Consider the following 19556-nt stretch of genomic DNA (forward strand, 5'->3'; position numbering starts at 1 on the left):
CTTTTGCGTTCAGAGTTAAATGTCCGAAAAAAATACACCGCCTGCCGAATGGGGCCCGATGCGCTCTTTCGGACGGATCAAGTCGCGTAAGCTGAAACCGCAGCAGGCGAGCCTGTTCGATACCCTGCTGCCCCGGATCGAGGCGACCGACGCGAATGTGAAGGCCGCCCTGACCTCCGGCCGTGACCTGTGGCTGGAAATCGGTTTCGGCGGCGGTGAGCATCTGGCGGCCCAGGCGGCCCGAAATCCGGCTGTCACCCAGATTGGCTGCGAACCCTTCCTCAATGGCGTCGGCTCAGCTTTGCGCCATATCGCGGACGGGGATCTGAAAAACGTGCTGATCCTGCCGGGTGACGCGCGGCCCCTGCTCGATAGCCTGCCGGAAGCGTCCTTGAGCCGCATCTTTATCCTGTTCGCCGATCCGTGGCCGAAGGCGCGGCACAACAAGCGCCGGTTTATCCAGCCGGAAACCATTGCCGCCTTCGCGCGCGCGCTGAAACCCGGCGGCACGGTGCGTTTCGCCACCGATTGGGCCGATTATGCCGACTGGGCGTTGGAACGCTTCCTGGCCAGTCCGGATTTCAACTGGCCGGCGCAATCGCAATCCGACTGGAATACGCCGCCCGCCGATCATGTCACCACGCGTTATGAGACCAAGGAACTGGGCGACTGCAAGCCGGTGTTTTTCGATTTCGTGCGCAAATAGTCATCTTCACAACCGTGTGATGTGCCCTCTGGTCAAACGGTCTGAATTAGGACATGGTTAATGTTCTTAACCGGGGGGCGTGTGTATGGAGCGGTTGCATAAGGTATCGGCGGGCTTCGTCTTCGCCTTTCTGTGCCTGCATTTTGCCAATCATTTTGTCGGTCTGCTGGGCATCGGGGCCCATGCGCAGTTCATGGATGCCGCCCGGCTGGTCTACCGCCATCCGGTGGTTGAAATGGCGGTCATGCTGGCCTTTTTCGTGCAGATTCTGACGGGCATCTCGCTGATGATCGAAATCTGGGCGCAGAAAAAGGATTTCATCCACCAGCTTCAGGCGGCGTCCGGCCTGGTCATGGTGATCTTCATCCTCGTCCATGTCGGTGTGATCGCCGTTGCGCGCATGGTTTTCAATCTCGACACCAATTTCGAATTTGCGGCGGCCACCTTTGCGCCGCCCCTGACCTATGCCGCCTATGGGTTTTATGGCGCCGGGGTCTTTGCGCTGTTTGTCCACTTCGGCTGCATTCTCTATGACGTCTTCAAGAAGACCAGCAAGCCGGTCGGCGGGCTGCTGCTGATCGCCACGCTGGGGGTGGGTAGCTATGCCACTTACCTCCTGCTGCTGATGTATTCCGGCCATCTGTATCCGGTCACCATTCCGGATGCCTACCAGCACCTGTTTTAAATTCTCCTTGGCAAAATAAAAAAGCGGGCCTATATAGCTTGCCAACATGACCGATTGCCGAAAGGCGACGGCGGCGGCCACAGAGCCTGCCGCCTTTTTTATTGCTTTAGAGACCCCATTGCGCGCCAAGACGACTGAAGAACGCAAGCTGCTGGAAGCCTTCGACCCCATCGCCGAAGCGCTGGAGCTGGATATCGTGCGCGTGCGCCTGCAGGGGTCGCGTGAGCCCGGCGGTTCGCGCTTCCTGCAGATCATGGCTGAGCGCAAGTCGGATGGCGACATCAATGTCACCCAGTGCGCCCGTCTGTCGCGCGCCATCTCGGCCTATGTCGATGAGGTCGATCCGATCCCCGGTGAATTCACGCTTGAAGTGTCATCGCCCGGTATCGATCGCCCCTTGACGCGCCTCAAGGATTTCGAAACCTACGAGGGTCTGGAAGCCCGTATCGAGCTGGATCGCCTGGCTGAAGGTCGCAAGCGTTTCCGCGGCATCCTGGCCGGTATCGAGGATGACCATATCGCCATCGACCTCGAAGGCGAGGAAGAGACCGCGCTGATCCCGTTCGACTGGGTGGTTGACGCCAAGCTGATCCTTAATGACGAGCTTCTGAAACGTGGTGCCGAGGCAAAGGCGGCGCGCGGTGAGGAAGACGACGAAGAAGATGAAGATTTTGACGACGCCGATTTCGATGATGAAGACGATCTCGATGATGACGCCGCTAATGACGACAAATAAATAAACAGAAGGACTCACCAATGAGCTTCACCGGAATCAGCGCCAACCGCCAGGAACTGCTGCAGATCGCAGAGGCCGTGGCGCGTGAAAAGTCGATCGACAAGACCGTGGTCATCGCCTCCATCGAGGAAGCGATCCAGAAGGCCGCCCGTTCGCGTTATGGCGCCGAGCACGACATCCGCGTCTATATCGATCCGCGCACCGGCGAAATGACCATCACCCGTCACATCACCGTGGTGCCGGATGAGGAACTGGAAAACGAATACGCCCAGAAGACCCTGACCGAAGCCCTGCGCGACGACAAGGAAGCCTTCGCCGGCAAGGAATATTCCGAAGTTCTGCCGCCGTTCGAACTGGGCCGCGTCCAGACCCAGATGGCCCGCCAGGTGGTGACGCACAAGGTGCGTGAAGCCGAGCGTGAAAAGCAGTATGACGAATACAAGGACCGCGTCGGCGAAATCGTCAATGGCACCGTCCGCCGCGTCGAATACGGCAATGTCATCGTGGATCTCGGCAAGGGCGAAGGCATCATGCGCCGCGACCAGTCGATCCCGCGCGAAGCCTTCCAGGTCAATGACCGCATCCGCGCCTATATCTATGATGTGCGCCGCGAGACCAAGGGGCCGCAGATCATGCTGTCGCGCGCTCACGGTGGCTTCATGGCCAAGCTGTTCGCGCAGGAAGTGCCGGAAATCTATGACGGCGTGATCGAGATCAAGTCGGTGTCGCGTGATCCGGGGTCGCGCGCCAAGATGGCCGTGCTGTCGAACGATAACTCGATCGATCCGGTTGGCGCCTGTGTGGGTATGCGTGGTTCGCGCGTCCAGGCCGTTGTGGCCGAACTGCAAAACGAAAAGATCGACATCATTCAGTGGTCGCCCGATGAAGCCACCTTCATCGTCAACGCTCTGGCCCCGGCCGAAGTTTCCAAGGTCGTGCTCGACGAAGAAGAGGACCGCGTCGAAGTGGTGGTGCCTGACGAACAGTTGTCGCTGGCCATCGGCCGCCGCGGCCAGAACGTTCGCCTGGCTTCGCAACTGACCGGCTGGCAGGTCGATATCATCACCGAGTCGCAGGACAGTGAGCGCCGTCAGAAGGAATTCGCCGAGCGCACCGCCCTCTTCGAGGAAGCGCTCGATGTCGATGAAGTCATCGCGCAGCTTCTGGTCACCGAAGGCTTCAGCTCGATCGAAGACCTGGCTTTCGTCGATGAAAACGAAATCGCCGTCATCGAAGGTTTCGACGAGGAGACCGCTTCCGAACTTCAGGCCCGCGCTCGTGACTATCTCGAACGCGAAGCCACCGAGCAGGACAACAAGCGCAAGGAGCTGGGCGTCGAGGACGGCGTGCTGGACATCGAGGGCGTTACCCTGCCGATGGCGGTTGCCCTCGGTCAGGCCGGCGTCAAGACGATCGAAGACCTGGCCGACCTGGCGACCGATGAAATCCGTGGCGGCTTCGAGCAAAAGGGCGGCGAGCGCGTGCGCGTCCCCGGCGCCCCTGGAATCGTTCAACCTGTCGGTGGCCGATGCCGAGGCCCTGATCCTCAATGCCCGCGTTGCCGCCGGCTGGATCGAGGCTCCGGTTGTCGAGGAGGCCGAGGAAGAGGCTTACGAGGAAGCCGGTGCATTTGCTGAGGAGGGCGAAAATGTCGCCGACTCCGAGCAATGAGCCCGCGCTTTTAACCGACATTGACGACGCTCTGGTCCTTGGCGAAACCGCCAGGGCCTTCCCATGCGCCGTGATATTGCCAGCGGTGAGACTGTCCCCACGGACGGTCTCATTCGCTTCGTCGTGTCTCCGGAAGGGATGCTGACGCCGGATATCGCCCACAAGCTGCCGGGTCGCGGCTTGTGGATCGCCTCCGAACGCGATGCCCTTGAAATCGCGCTGAAAAAGAACATATTCAGTCGGGCGGCCAAGCGACAGGTCAAGGCCGAGCCCAATCTCATTCCTCTGGTGCATGATCTGCTGCGCCGCCGCTGCCTCGATCTTCTCGGTCTGGCCCGGCGTGAGGGCGGGATCGTCAATGGCTTCGAAAAAGCGCTGGCCGCCGTCAAGTCGGGCAAGGCTGGCTGGATCATCGAGGCTTCGGATGGTGCGGAAGACGGCCGCCGGCGCATTTTATACGCCGGCAGCCAGCAAACCCCCTCGCCAAACGTCTGCGGAAGCTTTAGTAACGCCGAATTAAGTTTGGCTTTGGGCACAGAAAATGCCATACACGTCGCACTCCTGTCGGGGCGGCGCGTGCAGCGTTGGTCTTTGGAAATGAAAAGACTGTCGGGCTTCGAACCCCTGGTGCCGGAAGGCTGGGTAAGAAGGCCGGAGCCCGAAACGCCCGGTTAGTATCGGGCAAGAGACTGTGAGTGTTGGTTCTTCTGCCCTGACTGTATACGGCCACGGTAATGATCGAGCGCTCGTGACGCGGACGGCTGATTTCTGATCGGGCGCCCGAATGACGATATTATTGAAACAGAAGTCCGGCACTCGGGTCAGGCTTCGCAAAAGGTTAGTAGACAAGCCGGATGAGCGACGGAAAAGACGACAAGAACAACGACCAGCCTGCCAATCGTGAGCGCGCGCCGCTGACGCTGAAGCCGCGTGTCGGTGGCAATGTTTCGACAGGTACGGTCAAGCAAAGCTTCAGCCATGGCCGTTCCAAGACGGTGGTGGTGGAAACCAAGCGCCGCATCGGCGCCCCGCCTGCCGGCGCGGGAACCGGTCATGTGCGTCCTGCCGCGCCTGAAATCAACCGTCCGCAACAGTCCCAGGCGTCCCGTCCGGCGCAAGGCGCCCCGCGTCCGCAAGGCGGCAGCGCTGGCGGTTTGCGTCAGGAGGAGCAGGAAGCGCGTCAGCGCGCTATTGCCGCCGCGCTAGCCGATCAGGAACGCAAGGCCGCCGAAGCGCGGGCCGCCGCGGCCCGTGCCGAAGCCGCTAAACCGGCGCCGGTTGTCCCGCAGGCGCCCCAGCCGGCCGCCCCGGCCGCAGACGCAACCCCGCGTGCCTCTGAGCCGGCGGCCGTGACACCCCAGGCGCCGCAACCCGCACCCGCCGCGCCGGCCCCGCAGCAACCGGCTTTCCGCAACGAGCGCGCCCCGCGTTATGACCAGCGGGCAGAGCGTCCGCAACAGGGCCAGCGTTCCGACGCGCCGCGCGGCGAGCGCACGCCCTATCCGTCACGCGATCCGAATACCTCGCGGCCGCCTTATCCGCCCAGAGACGGACAACGTGACGGTCAACGCGAAGGCCAACGTGATGGCGCCCCGCGCGGCGATCGTCCCTATACACCGCGTGATCCGAATGCGCCGCGCACCCCGCGCGATCCCAATCGTCCGTTCACGCCGCGTGATCCCAACGCCCCGCGTACCCCGCGTGACCCGAATGCGCCGCGTGCCGAACGCGGCGAAACGGTGCGATACAACGTTAATTCGCCGCGCCCGCCGCGTCCTGGTCAGGGCGTTTCCGCCAATGCGCCCGCCACGCCGGAAGTCGATCGTATCCGTTCGTCGCGTGGCGCCACGGGCATGGCCGGCAAGGCGCTCGATACCCGCAAGACGGATGACGATGATCGCGGCACCAAGCGCGGCAAAGCCGGGGCACCGGTCAAGGCCGTGTCGCAGACCCGTGGCGAGCCCAAGCGCCGCGAAGGCCGCCTGACCCTTCAGGCCGTTGTCGGTGACGACGAGGGCACCGCCGACCGGATGCGCTCGCTGGCCTCGGTGCGCCGCGCCCGCGAACGTGAACGCGAAAAGCGCAAGGGCCATACCACGGAGCAGGCGCGCGTCTCCCGCGAAGTGGTCATCCCTGACATCATCACCGTGCAGGAACTGTCCAACCGTATGGCCGTCCGTGCCGTCGACATCATCAAGTTCCTGATGCGCCAGGGCATGATGCTTAAGATCAACGACGTGATCGATACCGATACCGCCGAGCTGGTGGCTTCGGAATTCGGCCACACCGTCAAGCGCGTGTCGGAATCCGACGTTCTGGAAGGCTTCATCGACGCCGAGGATCATTCGGACGACACCGCGCCGCGTCCGCCGGTCGTGGCCGTCATGGGTCACGTCGACCACGGCAAGACCTCGCTGCTTGATGCGCTGCGCAAGGCGGATGTCGCCTCCGGCGAAGCCGGCGGCATCACCCAGCATATCGGCGCCTACCAGGTTCGCCTGCCTTCGGGCGACAAGGTGACCTTCCTCGATACGCCGGGCCACGCTGCCTTCTCGGCCATGCGTGCCCGCGGTGCCAATGTCACGGATATCGTGGTGCTGGTCGTGGCGGCGGATGACGGCGTCATGCCGCAGACGATCGAAGCCATCAACCACGCCCGCGCCGCCAAGACGCCGATGATCGTGGCGATCAACAAGATCGACAAGCCGGGCGCCAAGCCGCAGAACATCATCAACGAACTGCTCCAGCACGAAGTGGTGGTGGAAAGCCTCGGCGGCGACACCCAGGTGGTCGAGGTTTCGGCCAAGACCAAGCAGGGCCTTGATCAACTGATCGAAGCCATCCTGCTCCAGGCCGAGGTGCTTGACCTGCGCGCCAATCCGGATCGCACGGCCGAGGGCATTGTCATCGAATCCAAGCTCGACAAGGGCCGGGGTCCGGTGGCTACCGTCCTGGTCAAGCGCGGCACCCTGAAGCGCGGCGATATCCTGGTCGCCGGTTCGAGCTTCGGCCGCGTCCGTGCCCTGATCAATGAGCGCAATGAGCAACTGAGCGAAGCCGGTCCTTCGGAACCTGTGGAAGTGCTGGGGCTCGATGGCGCACCGGAGCCGGGTGAAGCCTTTGCCGTGGTGGAAAATGACGCGCGCGCCCGTGAAATCACGGAATACCGCGAACGTGTCCGCCGCGAAAAAGACCGTCGCTCCGGTCGGCGCTGTCTCGCTCACCGACATGATGAGCAAGCTGGCCGACAAGAAGGTCAAGGAGCTGCCGCTCATCATCAAGTCGGACGTGCAGGGGTCTGGTGAAGCCATTGTCGGCTCGCTGGAAAAGCTGGCCACCGATGAGGTCCGGGCGCGGATCATCCATTCGGCTGCTGGCGCCATCACCGAATCCGACGTGCAACTGGCCAAGGGCTCGGGCGCGCCGATCATCGGCTTCAACGTTCGTGCCGGCAAGCAGGCGCGTGACCTGGCCGAGCGCGAAGGTGTCGAAATCCGCTACTATTCGATCATCTATGACCTGATCGACGACATCAAGGGTGTGCTGTCGGGCATGTTGGCGCCGATCCAGCGTGAAACCTTCCTCGGCAATGCCGAAATCCTCGAAGTCTTCGATATTTCGAAGGTCGGCAAGGTGGCGGGTTGTATCGTCAAGGAAGGCAAGATGCAGAAGGGCGCGCGTATCCGTATCCTGCGCGACGACGTCGTCATCCAGGAAATGGGTATCCTGTCGACGCTCAAGCGCTTCAAGGACGAGGTCAACGAGGTGCAGGTGTCGCAGGAATGCGGCATGGCCTTCAACGGCTTCCAGGACCTCAAGAAGGGCGATTTCATCGAATGCTTCACGGTCGAGGAAATCAAGCGCACGCTCTAATCTTTTAAAACGCTTTTGGCCCGGATCATTCCGGGCCAAATTCGTTTTAAGGGTTAGGTGTTTGTTTTCATTCCTGATGTGTTATGGGGTGTGGGGTCTGTGACCCCCATCTTCTTTTAGAAACCCTGGCTATGCTCGACACCACAGATTTTGACCCCGCCCATTATGTCCTGATCATCAAGTGCCCGGATACGCGAGGCATCGTGGCGGCCGTCTCCGGCTACCTGAATGACAACGACATTTCGATCGTTGAATCCAACCAGTTCAACGATGCTTTGGGTGACATGTTCTATGTCCGCGTGGTGTTCCGGCAGGCCGGTCCGAAGATGCCGCCGATGCAGACCCTGCGTGACGGCTTCAAGCCGATCGCCCATCGTTTCTCGATGGACTGGGAGATTCACAGCTTGGCCAATAAGCCCAGGGTGCTGATCGCGGTATCGAAATTCGGCCATTGCCTGAATGAGTTGCTCTATCGCTGGCGGTCCGGCCTGCTGCCGGTCGATATTGTCTGCGTGATGTCAAACCACGACGATATGCGTTCCCTGGTCGAATGGAGCGGTATTCCTTATGTCTGCCTGCCGACGAAAGGTATTGGCAAGTCGGAGCAGGAGGCCGAGTTTCTCAAGCTGATCGAAGACTATCAGGCCGATCTGGTGGTGTTGGCGCGCTATATGCAAATCCTGTCCGACGACTTCGCGCGCAAACTGGAAGGCCGCTGCATCAATATCCACCACTCGTTCCTGCCCAGTTTCAAGGGGGCCAAGCCCTATCACCAGGCCCATGCGCGCGGCGTAAAGATCATTGGTGCCACGGCGCACTATGTCACGTCGGATCTGGATGAGGGCCCGATCATCGAGCAGGACGTCCAGCGCGTCCATCACGGCCTGACGCCGGAACAACTGGTGGCCATTGGCCAGGATATAGAGGCAAGGGTGCTGGCGCGGGCCGTGACCTGGCACGCCGAGCGCCGGGTGATTATCAACGGCGCGAAGACGGTTGTTTTCAGCTAAAAGATAATCTTGAAAACGGCGATCCAGAAGATCGAGCAATAAACCGTCAGTCCCGCAAGTGTATAGATAAACGGATACTTGCGATCGTCGGTGGCGGTGCGAACATGCGCGCGGCTGCCGAATATACGGTCGAAATCCTGCTGCGCCATGAAGGCTGATATATAGGGCGCTTGTGCATAGCAGATGGCCGTAGCGGACTGGCGGGAAGTACTTTGCATAAGGGTCTGGGGGCTAGAGGGACGAAAAACGCTTATTTGGGGTATTACGCGCGCGGAATCTGGCTTTTTTGGGTTTAAAAAAGAAATTGGTCATAAAAAATTAATACATTTGTCAAAAGCGCCCATAGCGATTCGCTTTCAATGACAAAAATACTCCCAATCTGACTTTGGGTTTGTTACCGGTTCAAAAGCTTGATGATTGCGTAGGCTATGCCAAACCACACTGCGCTGCAGATAATAAATGTGGCAGCCAGCGTGATGGCAAATGGAATTTTCTTTTCAGTCGTATCCTGAATGCCCTGGTCTGCCTCGGATTGCGAAGGCAGGGGCGTATAGCTCAACAGGTATGATGCTTCATTCTTTTTGACCGTATCGTCAAAACCGAAGGTTTCGCTCGGAACATATTTCGCCAAAACAGGTACTCCACTAACACTATAATACACCAAATACGCTAATTTTTTCGCCAGAGTCAAAAAATTAACCAGATGAGAGCCCCTTTCAGGTAAATTTTGTCTTAATACCGGCACCCTCACTTTGAAATAGTGAGCCCTGATTCTTCGTTTTCCGGACATGGCCGCACCTTTATCCAATATCAAATTTTTGTGCGCAACCAAGACGGTGCTGCGATGCAGCATTGCTTGTATCTCTTTACCAGTCAGGCGCTTTTGAATACTGGAGTGCCGATTTTATGCGTGCATTGATACTTGATCACTGCAAAGCAATAAAGGCTTCAAGCCGCCGATGCCTTTCGGATGAAAGGCACCTTTAGGGTCAGATAGGTGCCGGCGCGCCATAGCCATTCCAGGGGGCCATAAAGGAAGCCTTTGAACCACATATGGGCGAAGACGACCTGGGCGATAAAGGCCGGGATAGCGATCAGAACAGCGGTGGATTGCAGCATGGTGGCGTGAAGCCCCAGGCCGAAACTGTAGAAGACTGGCACGAAGATGACCGACTGCAGCACATAAAGCGTCAGGGTCATTCGGCCCGCCGGGGCCAGCAGGTTCAGCAGGCCATGCGCGAAGCCGTAATAGAGGCAGAGGAAGCCCATCATCAGCACGGTCATCAGGCTCAGGTCGAACCAGCCGGAAAGCATGGTATCCCACAGGCTGCGCGGCATGAATACGGCCTCGGATGTCGGCATCAGCGCCACCAGGATCGGCTTGCCGTATGTCAGGCCGATGGCGCAGATGCCGGCTATGGCCAGGGCGACCAGGCGGAAGCGGATAAAGCGCTGGGGTTGGCTGAAGAAGTGGATGCGGCCCAGCACCATGCCGATCAGTGACAGGCCCAAAATCTGGCTCAGGCGGCCGGACTCATACATGAAGGACCACTTGAAGGGATGGCCGTCCACCCAGTTCATGCGTATGGTTTCCAGCAGGCTCTTGCCGGTGAGATAGGCTTCGGGTGTGGCGGCGGTCCAGAAGCCTGGGGCCTTGTTGGCCCAGGCGGCGCCATTCAGCGCGCTGATGATCTGGAAAATCTGTATCGGCTGGAGCAGGAAGAAAACGCCGAGCGCCACAAGCAGGGCATTCGATTTCAGGCGATAGAAAGGTACGAGGAACACGCCCATCAGTGCCAGGACTTCCAGCACATCGCCGCGATACCACAGACCGTGGATGATGCCGATCAGGCCCAGCAGGGCCAGCCGCCACAGGAAACGGACAGTGAAATCGACACCGCGCTTGGCGGCGCGATCCATGATGATGAAGAAGGACACGCCGAAGCACAGGGCCAGCAGCGAAAAGGATTTGCCCGCGAAGGTGGTGAAGATGATGTTATGCCACAGAAGCTGCGTCGGGTCAGTGGTCGGGTGCGCCCAGTAGAGTTCATAAAGCTCCGGCATATGCACCAGGAACAGCCCCATCAGGGCGAAGCCGCGCAGGGCATCCAGCCCCTCCATGCGAGGTACAAAATCCGGTTTCAGCGCAGCCATGTTCACCCCCGTTATAAGTATGGTTTTTCCCTGCATAGCGCAGGAATTGCATTTTTGAATAGAAAAATCAGCAGAAGCGCCTATATGGACCGGATGAAACGTTCCTTTAAAGACAAGCACCACGGCCGCGCGCCGGCCGAACTGGGGCCGTCCCAGCGCCAGTTGCGCGCTGGTGAACTGGTGCGCCACGCCCTGGTCGAAATCCTGCGCGAAGAAGAGATTCACGATGAGGCGCTGCATAATGTCTCGATCACGGTCACCGAAGTGCGCTGCTCGCCCGACCTGCGCCATGCGACCGTGTTTGTTGAACCGCTCGGCGCGGGATTGAATGGCGTAACCATCACCAAGGAACAGATCGGCCCTGCGGTCGATGCACTGAACCGGCATTCGAAATTCCTTCGCGGTATTCTCGGCAAGCATATCGAGATGAAGTTCACGCCCGACCTGCGCTTCTTGCATGACGAAAGCTTCAATGAAGCCGCGCGCATCGATGCGCTGTTCATGCGTCCGGATATTGCGCGTGATCTGCATCATGATGATGAAGACGAAGAGGATTAAGTAAGAAACCCCACCACCACGCCTTCGGCGCGGTCCCCCTCCCCCATCAAAGATGGGGAGGTATAAGGTTTTCTTTTTCTTTTACCTCCCCAGTTTACTGGGGAGGGGACCGCACAACGACGCGAAGCGGCTAGATGCGGTGGTGGGGATTCTTGCTTTCTTACATTTGGAGGCCACTTGGCACGTAAGAAAAAAGGCGAGGCGATCCACGGCTGGGTCTGCTTCGACAAACCGCTGGAAATGACCTCGACCTCGGCGGTCGGCAAGATCCGCTGGCTGTTCCAGGCGCAGAAGGCCGGTCACGCCGGCACGCTTGATCCGCTGGCGACCGGCATATTGCCGATCGCACTCGGCGAAGCGACCAAGACCGTGCCGTACCTTATGGAAGCCGACAAGGTCTACAGCTTCACCATCACCTTCGGCCGCACGACCGATAGTTATGACGCCGAAGGCCGCACCATTGCCGAATCCGATGCGCGCCCGACGCGCGAGGCCGTCGAAGCCGCCATTCCGCAGTTCATCGGCCAGATCGACCAGGTGCCGCCGGCGTTTTCCGCCATCAAGGTCGATGGCAAGCGCGCTTATGACCTGGCCCGCGAAGGCGTCGAGGTTGAGCTGAAGGCCCGCGAGATCGAGGTATTCGACCTGACGCTCGATGCTTTCGACACCGAAACCGCCAGCTTTACGCTCCATTGCGGCAAGGGCACCTATGTCCGCTCGATCGCGCGCGACATCTGCCTGGAACTGGGTGTTTGCGGTCATGTCACCACGCTTCGCCGCGAGGCGGTGGGTGCGTTTGAAACAAAAGACTCAATAACACTGGAAAAGCTTGAGGAATTAGTGCATAGGAACGCCCATCTTGAGGCTTTACTTGGCGTAGAGACGGCACTGGACGACATCCCGGGCCTGCCTGTGACGCAAGATGAGGCCGCAAGATTGAAGCAGGGACGCGACCTTGCCCTTCTGCCCCGCCAGATTGAACAGCTTCGAGCGGCTCTGAAAGCCCGTCATGACGACGGCTATCTGGAGTTTCCCGATACGGTTCAGGCGGTACTGAATGGACAGGTTCTCGCTCTGTGTACCTTACGCGACCGGACATTACACCCGGCTCGTATCTTAAACCTATAGCTTCTCAATAAGGAGAAACCCGATGTCGATTACTGCTGATCGCAAGACAGAAGTCATCAAGACCCACGCTCGTACCGCCAATGACACCGGCGGCGCCGAAGTTCAGATTGCGATCCTCTCGGAACGCATCGCCAACCTCACCGAGCACTTCAAGGAACACAAGAAGGACAACCACAGCCGCCGCGGCCTCCTGAAAATGGTATCGCAGCGTCGTCGCCTTCTCGACTACCTGAAGAACCGTCACGCCGATCGTTACGCGGCGATCATCGAAACCCTCGGCCTGCGCCGCTAGGTTTTGCGACTACCAAGGGCTTGGGGGCAACCTCAGGCCCTTCTCCATGATTAGCCGCTCTCAAGCAGCGATAGCGGTAGGGCAACTAAAAAGACTCGCCATATCGGCGATTATACACCCCGGTCGGAATATCTGGCCTGCTAAATACACCCCGCGAAACATCGGTTTCGCTTATACGCTGGGCCAAAACGAAAAGGCCCCTTACACGCGCCGCTTAATCGATAAGCGGCCACCTCCCGAACGGCATGGGGCTGTTCCGGAGCCGAATGAAAGAAACGAAATGTTCGACATCAAAAGAAAATCCATCGACTGGGCGGGCCGCAAGTTCACCCTGGAAACCGGCCGTGTCGCCCGTCAGGCCGATTCCGCCGTGCTGGCCACCTACGGTGAGACCACCGTCCGCCACCGTTGTTTACGCGCGCAAGCCGAAGCCCGGCCAGGACTTCTTCCCGCTGACCGTCAACTATCAGGAAAAGACCTTCGCCGCTGGCAAGATCCCCGGTGGTTATTTCAAGCGCGAAGGCCGTCCGTCGGAAAAAGAAACCCTGGTCTCGCGCCTGATCGACCGTCCGATCCGCCCGCTGTTCGTCAAGGGCTTCAAGAACGAAGTGCAGGTTGTCTGCACCGTCCTGTCGCACGACATGGAAAATGATCCGGATATCGTCGCCATGGTCGCGGCTTCTGCCGCCCTGACCTTCTCCGGCGTGCCGTTTATGGGCCCTATCGGTGGTGCCCGCGTCGGCGTGATCGACGGCGAATACGTCCTGAACCCGACCCTAGACCAGATGAAGGACTCGGAACTCGACCTCGTTGTCGCCGGCACCCAGGATGCCCTGATGATGGTGGAATCGGAAGCCAAGGAACTGTCGGAAGACAAGATGCTCGGCGCCCTGATGTTCGCTCACCGCGGTATGCAGCCGATGATCGACGCCATCCTCGAAATGGCTGAACACGTCGCCAAGGAACCGTTCGACTTCGAAGCCGAAGATTTCTCGGGCATCGTTGCCGACATCAAGAAGCTGGTTGGCCAGGACATCCGCGACGCCTACACCATCCAGGAAAAGCACCCGCGCCACGAAGCCGTTGGCGCCGCCAAGTCCAAGGCCGCCGAAGCGCTCGTCGTCTCGGAAGCCAATCCGAACGGTGTCGACGCCGCCAAGTTCGGCGCCGCCTTCAAGGAATGTGAAGCCGAAGTCCTGCGCCGCGACATCATCGAGCACGGCAAGCGCGTTGACGGCCGTGCCGTCGACAAGGTCCGCTCGATCGTCTCGGAAGTCGGCATCCTGCCGCGCACCCACGGTTCGGCCCTGTTCACCCGCGGTGAAACCCGTGCCCTGGTCGTCGCCACTCTCGGCACCGGCGATGATGAGCAGTTCATCGACGCCCTGGAAGGTACGTACAAGGAAAAGTTCCTCCTGCACTACAACTTCCCTCCGTATTCGGTTGGTGAAACCGGCCGCATGGGTTCGCCCGGCCGCCGCGAAATCGGCCACGGCAAGCTGGCCTGGCGCGCGGTCCGCCCGATGCTCCCGGCCGCGGAAGATTTCCCCTATACGATCCGTCTGGTCTCGGAAATCACCGAGTCGAACGGCTCCTCTTCGATGGCGACCGTCTGTGGGTCTTCGCTGGCCCTGATGGACGCCGGTGTGCCGCTGAAGTCGCCGGTTTCGGGTATCGCCATGGGTCTGATCCTGGAGCCGTCCGGCGAATACGCCATCCTGTCCGACATCCTGGGTGACGAAGATCACCTCGGCGACATGGACTTCAAGGTGGCCGGTTCGGCCAACGGCATTACCTCGCTGCAAATGGACATCAAGGTGGCCGGCATCACTGAGGAAATCATGACCAAGGCGCTGCGTCAGGCCAGCGCAGGTCGTCTGCACATCCTGGAAGAAATGAACAAGGCCATCTCCGGTGCGCGTGAAGAGCTGGGTGAATTCGCGCCGAAGATCGAAACCATCAAGATCGCCACGGACAAGATCCGCGAAGTGATCGGCACCGGCGGCAAGGTCATCCGCGAAATCGTCGAAAAGACGGGCGCCAAGATCGACATCGCCGACGACGGCACCATCAAGATCTCGGCTTCGGAACAATCGAAGATCGACGCCGCCCGCGATTGGGTGAAGTCTATCGCCTCGGAGCCGGAAGTCGGCGCCATCTACAAGGGCAAGGTCGTGAAGGTCGTCGATTTCGGCGCGTTCGTGAACTTCTTCGGCGCCAAGGACGGCCTCGTCCATATCTCGCAGATCAAGAACGAAAAGGTCGGCAAGACCTCGGATGTTCTTAATGAAGGCGACGAAGTGAAGGTGAAGTTCTTAGGGTTCGACGATCGTGGCAAGACGAAGCTGTCCATGAAGGTGGTCGATCAGGAAACTGGCGAAGACCTGACGGAAAAGCTGGCGGCGGAACGTGCTGCTCGTGTGGCTTCCGGTGAAGAGCCTGAGCTGGAAGCGGCTGAAGGTGGTGATCGTCCGGATCGTGGCGAGCGTTCGAGCCGTCCGCGCCGTCCGCGCAGAGACTAAGCGCCGGAGACTTACGGGGTGAAGGGGCCTGCGGCCCCTTCGTCTTTCTCTTAAAAAAGCCTGCCATCCCTTTTTGAGGATGGCAGGCTTTTTTATTTAAGGTGAGGGGTCACGGACCCCTCAACCCCATAACTCGATAGCGCGTGTGACAAAGTTCGCGCTACTACGAAAGTAACTCTGACTAAACTTATTATTTAGTCGATAATTTTGCCAGACATGCAAACAGGTACTTTAAATGAAATCCGATGAAACAACTGCGACGATGATGAATTGCTTTCATCATTCTTCATGCCGCCTTTCCCGTTCAAACCAATAACAGAAAGTACCTTAATTTCTCCGCCGGCACTTCTTTCAGATGATTTCGTTGTATCGGCGTTTTCTGAAACTGCGATAGACACATCGAATTCAATGTAAGTAATTTCAGAAACGAGTTTTCTGTTAATTGTAGCTGGTGAAATCGCAATTAAATGTCGTGATTTAGATTTTGCGTTTTCAACACCGAGAGCAATTTCACTAAGAGTTTCCTCTATCAATTCACTTAACTTCATGACGAATCCTCGACATAGAAAGAATAAAAGCTAACATAGTGATAGCTCATTAAAAATTCCAAACGTCAAATTTAAAGCCTATGACCGCTCCCACCACCATCACCGATCAAATCCTCGACCGTAACGCCTTGCTCCTGCTGGCCAATAAGGGCGAGCCGGTTACCCTGCTCGGCTGCGAACTGGATGAGGTCGATCTGTCCGATCTGATCCTCAATGGCTGGGTGTTCGATCAGTGCTTGTTCCGCAAGGCGAAGTTTGTCAGCGCCAGGCTGGATGGCGCGCAATTTATCTCCTGCAAGGGCGCGCACGCCGATTTCACCAGCGCTGACCTGGCCGAATCCCGCTTCACCGCCTGCGATTTCAACAACAGCAAATTTCGTGGTGCCACGGTCTCACAGGCACAGTTCCGTCGCTGCAAGCTCACCGGCGCCAATTTCAATGACGCCAAGGCGCTCGATGTCCTTTTCGAGGAAACCCGCCTGAACGACGCCAAGCTGCGTAATTTCGCCTTCAACAAGCAGACACTGAAGTCGCTCGACCTGACCAATGCCGAGCTTCAGCGTTGCGATTTCCGCGGCGTGACCTTCGAGGATTGCAGCTTGCGCGATGCCGTCCTGACCGATGCCCGTTTTGAAGGCGCCGACCTGCGCGGCACCGATATCGGTGGGGTCCGGCTGGAGGACGCCCGCCGCTTCAAGGGCGCGACCATTTCCCGCGCCCAGGCGGCGGAACTGCTGTCAGAGCTCGGCCTGCACGTCCGTTAAGGGTTAAATCCCCTCGCCGCCATAAATCGGATTGTGGATGCCGCACTCGACTTTTTCTGAGTCGGCCCAGCGGCCGGAGCGGGCGTCCTCACCGGCAGCCACCGGCTTGGTGCAGGTAAAGCAGCCGATCGACGGAAAGCCCTGTTCGACCAGCGGATGCGGCGGCAGGTCATGGTTCTTGAAATAGGCGGTGATATCGTCGGCGGTCCACGTGGCCAGCGGATTGACCTTGAAATGCTTGCCGTCGAATTCGACGATCGGCAGTTTCGTGCGCGTGGCGCTCTGGTGGCGCTTGCGGCCGGAAATCCAGGCGCCATAGCCTACCATGAAGCGATTCAGCGGCCGCACCTTGCGCAGGTCACAGCAGGCGTCCGGATTGGTGCGCCACAGGGTGTTCTTGCTGTCTTCCGTGCTGGCTTCCTCCGCATCGGCCTTGAGATTGACCAGGTTGGTCAGGCCGAGCTTTACCACCAGTTCATCGCGGTACTGGAGGGTCTGGAAAAAATGCCGGTCGGTATCGAGGAAGATGACGGGCAGGTTCGGCTCGACCTGCGCCACCATGTGCAGCAGCACGGCGGAATCGGCGCCGAAGGACGACGACAGGGTGATGTCGCCGATAAATTCTTCAGTTATCGCTTTCTGCAGGATTTCCTGCGCGGTCAGGTGTTCCCAGGCCGCGCTCAGGGCTTCGGCGCGCAGTGACCCGTGCGTCTTTTTCTGGTCTTTCAGTATGTCGATCAGGATCGTCATAGCGGGAGGTCCTTAGCCCTCGGCGGCGTGCCGTAGAGCCCATACGGGGCGCTTGTCGTCCGCCGCCCCTTGATAAAATACACTAAAACGGGATTTGGCCGCTTCAATGGCCTGTGCCGGATCCTTGTCCTTGACGAGGAATTCATCGAACCCGCAGCGCAGCATCTGGAACAACTGGTCGCGCAGCACGTCGCCGACCGCACGGATGATGCCCGTGTAGCCGGCTTCGCGCAGGATGCGGGCGGTCGAATAGCCGCGGCCATCGCGGTAACCGGGGAAGCTGACCTCGAACAGGGTGATTTTCTCGATAAAGGGCAGCAGCAACCGCACGTCATCACCCGGATTGATACGGACGCCATAGTGGCCATTCAGGCCATCAAGTTCACGCAGGGCGCGGTCGAAGCCGAGCACATAGGGGCCATCGACGCCAGTCGTATCCTCGTCAGCCAAAAGCGTCCAGCCATCGGGAATGACTTCGCCGTCATTGGTGACCAGTTTCGCCTCGTGTGAGGAATTAAGCGGGCTCATGCAGCGCCTCCGCGAAGGTGTTACGGCCGACCCGTTCAAGCGTATCGATGAAACGCTCTGCGTCAGAAGTCCGCAAGGTGAGATAAAGCTGCACCACGCGCTCGATAGCGGCGGGCACGGCTTCGGCGGAAAGACCCTTGCCGGTGATCTGGCCCAATGCGGCCTTTTCATCGGCACGGCCGCCCAGCAGGATCTGATAGAATTCAACCCCCTGCTTGTCGACGCCCAGGATTCCAATATGGCCGACATGGTGGTGACCGCAGGCATTGATGCAACCGGAAATCTTGATCTGCAGATCGCCGATCTTGTCGGTCAGGTTGGCGTCCTCGAAACGCTTCGAGATTTCCTGCGACAGAGGGATCGAGCGCGCATTGGCCAGCGAGCAGTAATCCAGGCCGGGGCAGGTGATCATGTCGGTGATCTTGCCGGCATTGGCCGTGCTCAGATTGACCGTATCGAGCTTTGCATACAGCGCATAAAGATCGCGTTTGGCGACGTGCGGCAGGATGATGTTCTGCTCATGGCTGACGCGCAATTCGCCGTAGCCGAATTCATCGGCGACATCGGCCATCAGGTCCATCTGGGCCGAGGAGGCATCGCCCGGCGGCAGGCCGACGGGCTTCAGCGAAATGGTCACCGACACATGGTCGTCGCGCTTGTGCGGATGGGTGTTGTTCTTCACCCAGCGCGCGAAAGCGGCATCGGCGGTCTTGGCGCGTTCAAACGCAACACGATCGAACGGCGCATCGACATAGGCCGGATCGGGGAAATAGCTCTTGATGCGCGCCACCTCGGCGGCCGGCACATCGATGGCGGCCTTGTCAAAGGTTTCCCATTCTTCCTCGACCTGACGCGTATATTCGTCAGGCCCGAGGGCCGCGACCAGAATCTTGATGCGCGCTTTGTAGCTGTTGTCGCGGCGCCCATAGCGGTTATAGACGCGCAGGCACGCTTCGAGATAGCTCAGCAGCTTGTCGCCGGGCAGGCCCTTGCGGATGCAATGCGCCAGCGCAGGCGTCCGTCCCATGCCGCCGCCGACATAGACATCGAAGCCCTGCGGTGTCAGGTGCAGGCCGATATCGTGCAGGCGGATGGCGGCGCGGTCCTTTTCGGCGCCGGTAATGGCGATCTTGAACTTGCGCGGCAGGAAGTTGAATTCCGGGTGGTTGGAAGACCACTGGCGGATGACCTCGCCCCACGGACGCGGATCGTCATGCTCGTCCTTTGCGGCGCCGGCGAACTGGTCGGTCGTGGTGTTGCGGATGCAGTTGCCCGATGTTTGCAGGCAGTGCATCTCGACCTCGGCGAGGTGCTTCAGGATTTCCGGCACCTCTGCCAGCTTGATCCAGTTGAATTGCAAATTCTGGCGGGTGGTGAAGTGGCCGAAATCACGGTCATAGTTGCGGGCAATATAGGCCAGCTTGCGCATCTTGGCCGAGGACAGCACGCCATAGGGCACGGCGATGCGCAGCATATAGGCGTGCAGTTGCAGGTAGACGCCGTTCATCAGGCGCAGCGGCTTGAACTGGTCTTCGCTGATCTCGCCGGCGAGGCGGCGCTTCACCTGGTCGGAAAACTCGTTGATGCGGTCCTGCACGAAGGCATGGTCGAACTGGTCGTAAACGTACATC

Annotated in this window: 16 protein-coding genes and 3 pseudogenes; 12 read left to right on the forward strand and 7 right to left on the reverse strand. The window is 59.3% G+C overall.

The genetic code is table 11. From position 1 onward, the window contains the following. Positions 1–19 precede the first annotated feature (19 nt). The 7 genes and pseudogenes from trmB (at position 20) to purU (ending at position 8681) form a co-directional block, all read left to right on the forward strand. Entirely contained in the window at positions 20–706 is a 687-nt protein-coding gene (trmB, locus tag NVV72_06885) for a tRNA (guanosine(46)-N7)-methyltransferase TrmB (GenBank protein MCR6659067.1), read from the forward strand. An 85-nt stretch (positions 707–791) separates the two neighbouring features. After that, positions 792–1391 (forward strand): hypothetical protein, encoded by a 600-nt coding sequence (locus NVV72_06890; GenBank protein MCR6659068.1) that lies wholly within the window; start codon positions 792–794, stop codon positions 1389–1391. 118 nt (positions 1392–1509) lie between these two features. Next, entirely contained in the window at positions 1510–2127 is a 618-nt protein-coding gene (gene rimP, locus NVV72_06895) for a ribosome maturation factor RimP (GenBank protein ID MCR6659069.1), read from the forward strand. Between the two features lie 20 nt (positions 2128–2147). Then, positions 2148–3798: pseudogene (nusA, locus tag NVV72_06900) on the forward strand (transcription termination factor NusA). 63 nt (positions 3799–3861) lie between these two features. Next, entirely contained in the window at positions 3862–4473 is a 612-nt protein-coding gene (locus NVV72_06905) for an RNA-binding protein (protein ID MCR6659070.1), read from the forward strand. A 179-nt stretch (positions 4474–4652) separates the two neighbouring features. Then, a pseudogene (infB, locus tag NVV72_06910) lies at positions 4653–7671 on the forward strand (translation initiation factor IF-2). 131 nt (positions 7672–7802) lie between these two features. Then, entirely contained in the window at positions 7803–8681 is an 879-nt protein-coding gene (gene purU, locus NVV72_06915) for a formyltetrahydrofolate deformylase (protein ID MCR6659071.1), read from the forward strand. Here the strand turns inward: purU and NVV72_06920 are convergent. From NVV72_06920 to NVV72_06930, 3 genes are all read right to left on the reverse strand, one after another. Further along, complete coding sequence (locus tag NVV72_06920; GenBank protein MCR6659072.1) at positions 8678–8899, reverse strand: hypothetical protein; 222 nt, start codon at positions 8897–8899, stop codon at positions 8678–8680. The genes purU and NVV72_06920 overlap by 4 nt on opposite strands. 176 nt (positions 8900–9075) lie before the next feature. Further along, complete coding sequence (locus NVV72_06925; GenBank protein ID MCR6659073.1) at positions 9076–9534, reverse strand: hypothetical protein; 459 nt, start codon at positions 9532–9534, stop codon at positions 9076–9078. Positions 9535–9629: 95 nt separating this feature from the next. Beyond that, positions 9630–10835, reverse strand: coding sequence for a DUF418 domain-containing protein (locus NVV72_06930; GenBank protein MCR6659074.1), 1206 nt, complete (start codon positions 10833–10835; stop codon positions 9630–9632). Between the two features lie 93 nt (positions 10836–10928). On the opposite strand from NVV72_06930, the gene rbfA reads away from it, so the two are divergent. The 4 genes and pseudogenes from rbfA to pnp all read left to right on the forward strand — a co-directional run bounded on the left by rbfA (position 10929) and on the right by pnp (position 15335). Next, on the forward strand, positions 10929–11393 hold the full coding sequence (gene rbfA, locus NVV72_06935) for a 30S ribosome-binding factor RbfA (GenBank protein MCR6659075.1): 465 nt from the start codon (positions 10929–10931) through the stop codon (positions 11391–11393). Positions 11394–11570: 177 nt separating this feature from the next. Continuing rightward, entirely contained in the window at positions 11571–12521 is a 951-nt protein-coding gene (gene truB / locus NVV72_06940; protein ID MCR6659076.1) for a tRNA pseudouridine(55) synthase TruB, read from the forward strand. 22 nt (positions 12522–12543) lie between these two features. Continuing rightward, positions 12544–12813, forward strand: coding sequence for a 30S ribosomal protein S15 (rpsO, locus tag NVV72_06945; protein MCR6659077.1), 270 nt, complete (start codon positions 12544–12546; stop codon positions 12811–12813). Positions 12814–13093: 280 nt separating this feature from the next. Then, a pseudogene (gene pnp / locus NVV72_06950) lies at positions 13094–15335 on the forward strand (polyribonucleotide nucleotidyltransferase). Positions 15336–15529: 194 nt separating this feature from the next. Here pnp and NVV72_06955 read toward each other — a convergent pair. Beyond that, positions 15530–15883: a hypothetical protein gene (locus NVV72_06955; protein ID MCR6659078.1), complete on the reverse strand. Its 354-nt coding sequence runs from the start codon at positions 15881–15883 to the stop codon at positions 15530–15532. A gap of 80 nt (positions 15884–15963) precedes the next feature. Here NVV72_06955 and NVV72_06960 point away from each other — a divergent pair, with 80 nt between their 5' ends. Beyond that, the gene (locus NVV72_06960; GenBank protein MCR6659079.1) at positions 15964–16647 is read left to right on the forward strand and encodes a pentapeptide repeat-containing protein; all 684 of its coding nucleotides are present in this window, start codon (positions 15964–15966) and stop codon (positions 16645–16647) included. 3 nt (positions 16648–16650) lie between these two features. On the opposite strand, the gene NVV72_06965 is transcribed toward NVV72_06960, so the two are convergent. From NVV72_06965 to NVV72_06975, 3 genes are read right to left on the reverse strand one after another with little or no spacing between them, the layout of a single operon-like run. Continuing rightward, positions 16651–17397 carry a phosphoadenylyl-sulfate reductase gene (locus NVV72_06965; protein MCR6659080.1) on the reverse strand — a complete coding sequence of 249 codons (747 nt, stop codon included), beginning with the start codon at positions 17395–17397 and terminating at the stop codon, positions 16651–16653. Between the two features lie 12 nt (positions 17398–17409). Continuing rightward, positions 17410–17925, reverse strand: coding sequence for a DUF934 domain-containing protein (locus tag NVV72_06970; GenBank protein MCR6659081.1), 516 nt, complete (start codon positions 17923–17925; stop codon positions 17410–17412). After that, on the reverse strand, positions 17912–19555 hold the full coding sequence (locus NVV72_06975; GenBank protein ID MCR6659082.1) for a nitrite/sulfite reductase: 1644 nt from the start codon (positions 19553–19555) through the stop codon (positions 17912–17914). Before NVV72_06975 ends, NVV72_06970 begins: the two co-directional genes overlap by 14 nt. Position 19556 lies beyond the last annotated feature (1 nt).

Origin of the sequence: Asticcacaulis sp. (assembly GCA_024707255.1) — a bacterium.
Classification (GTDB): Bacteria; Pseudomonadota; Alphaproteobacteria; order Caulobacterales; family Caulobacteraceae; genus Asticcacaulis.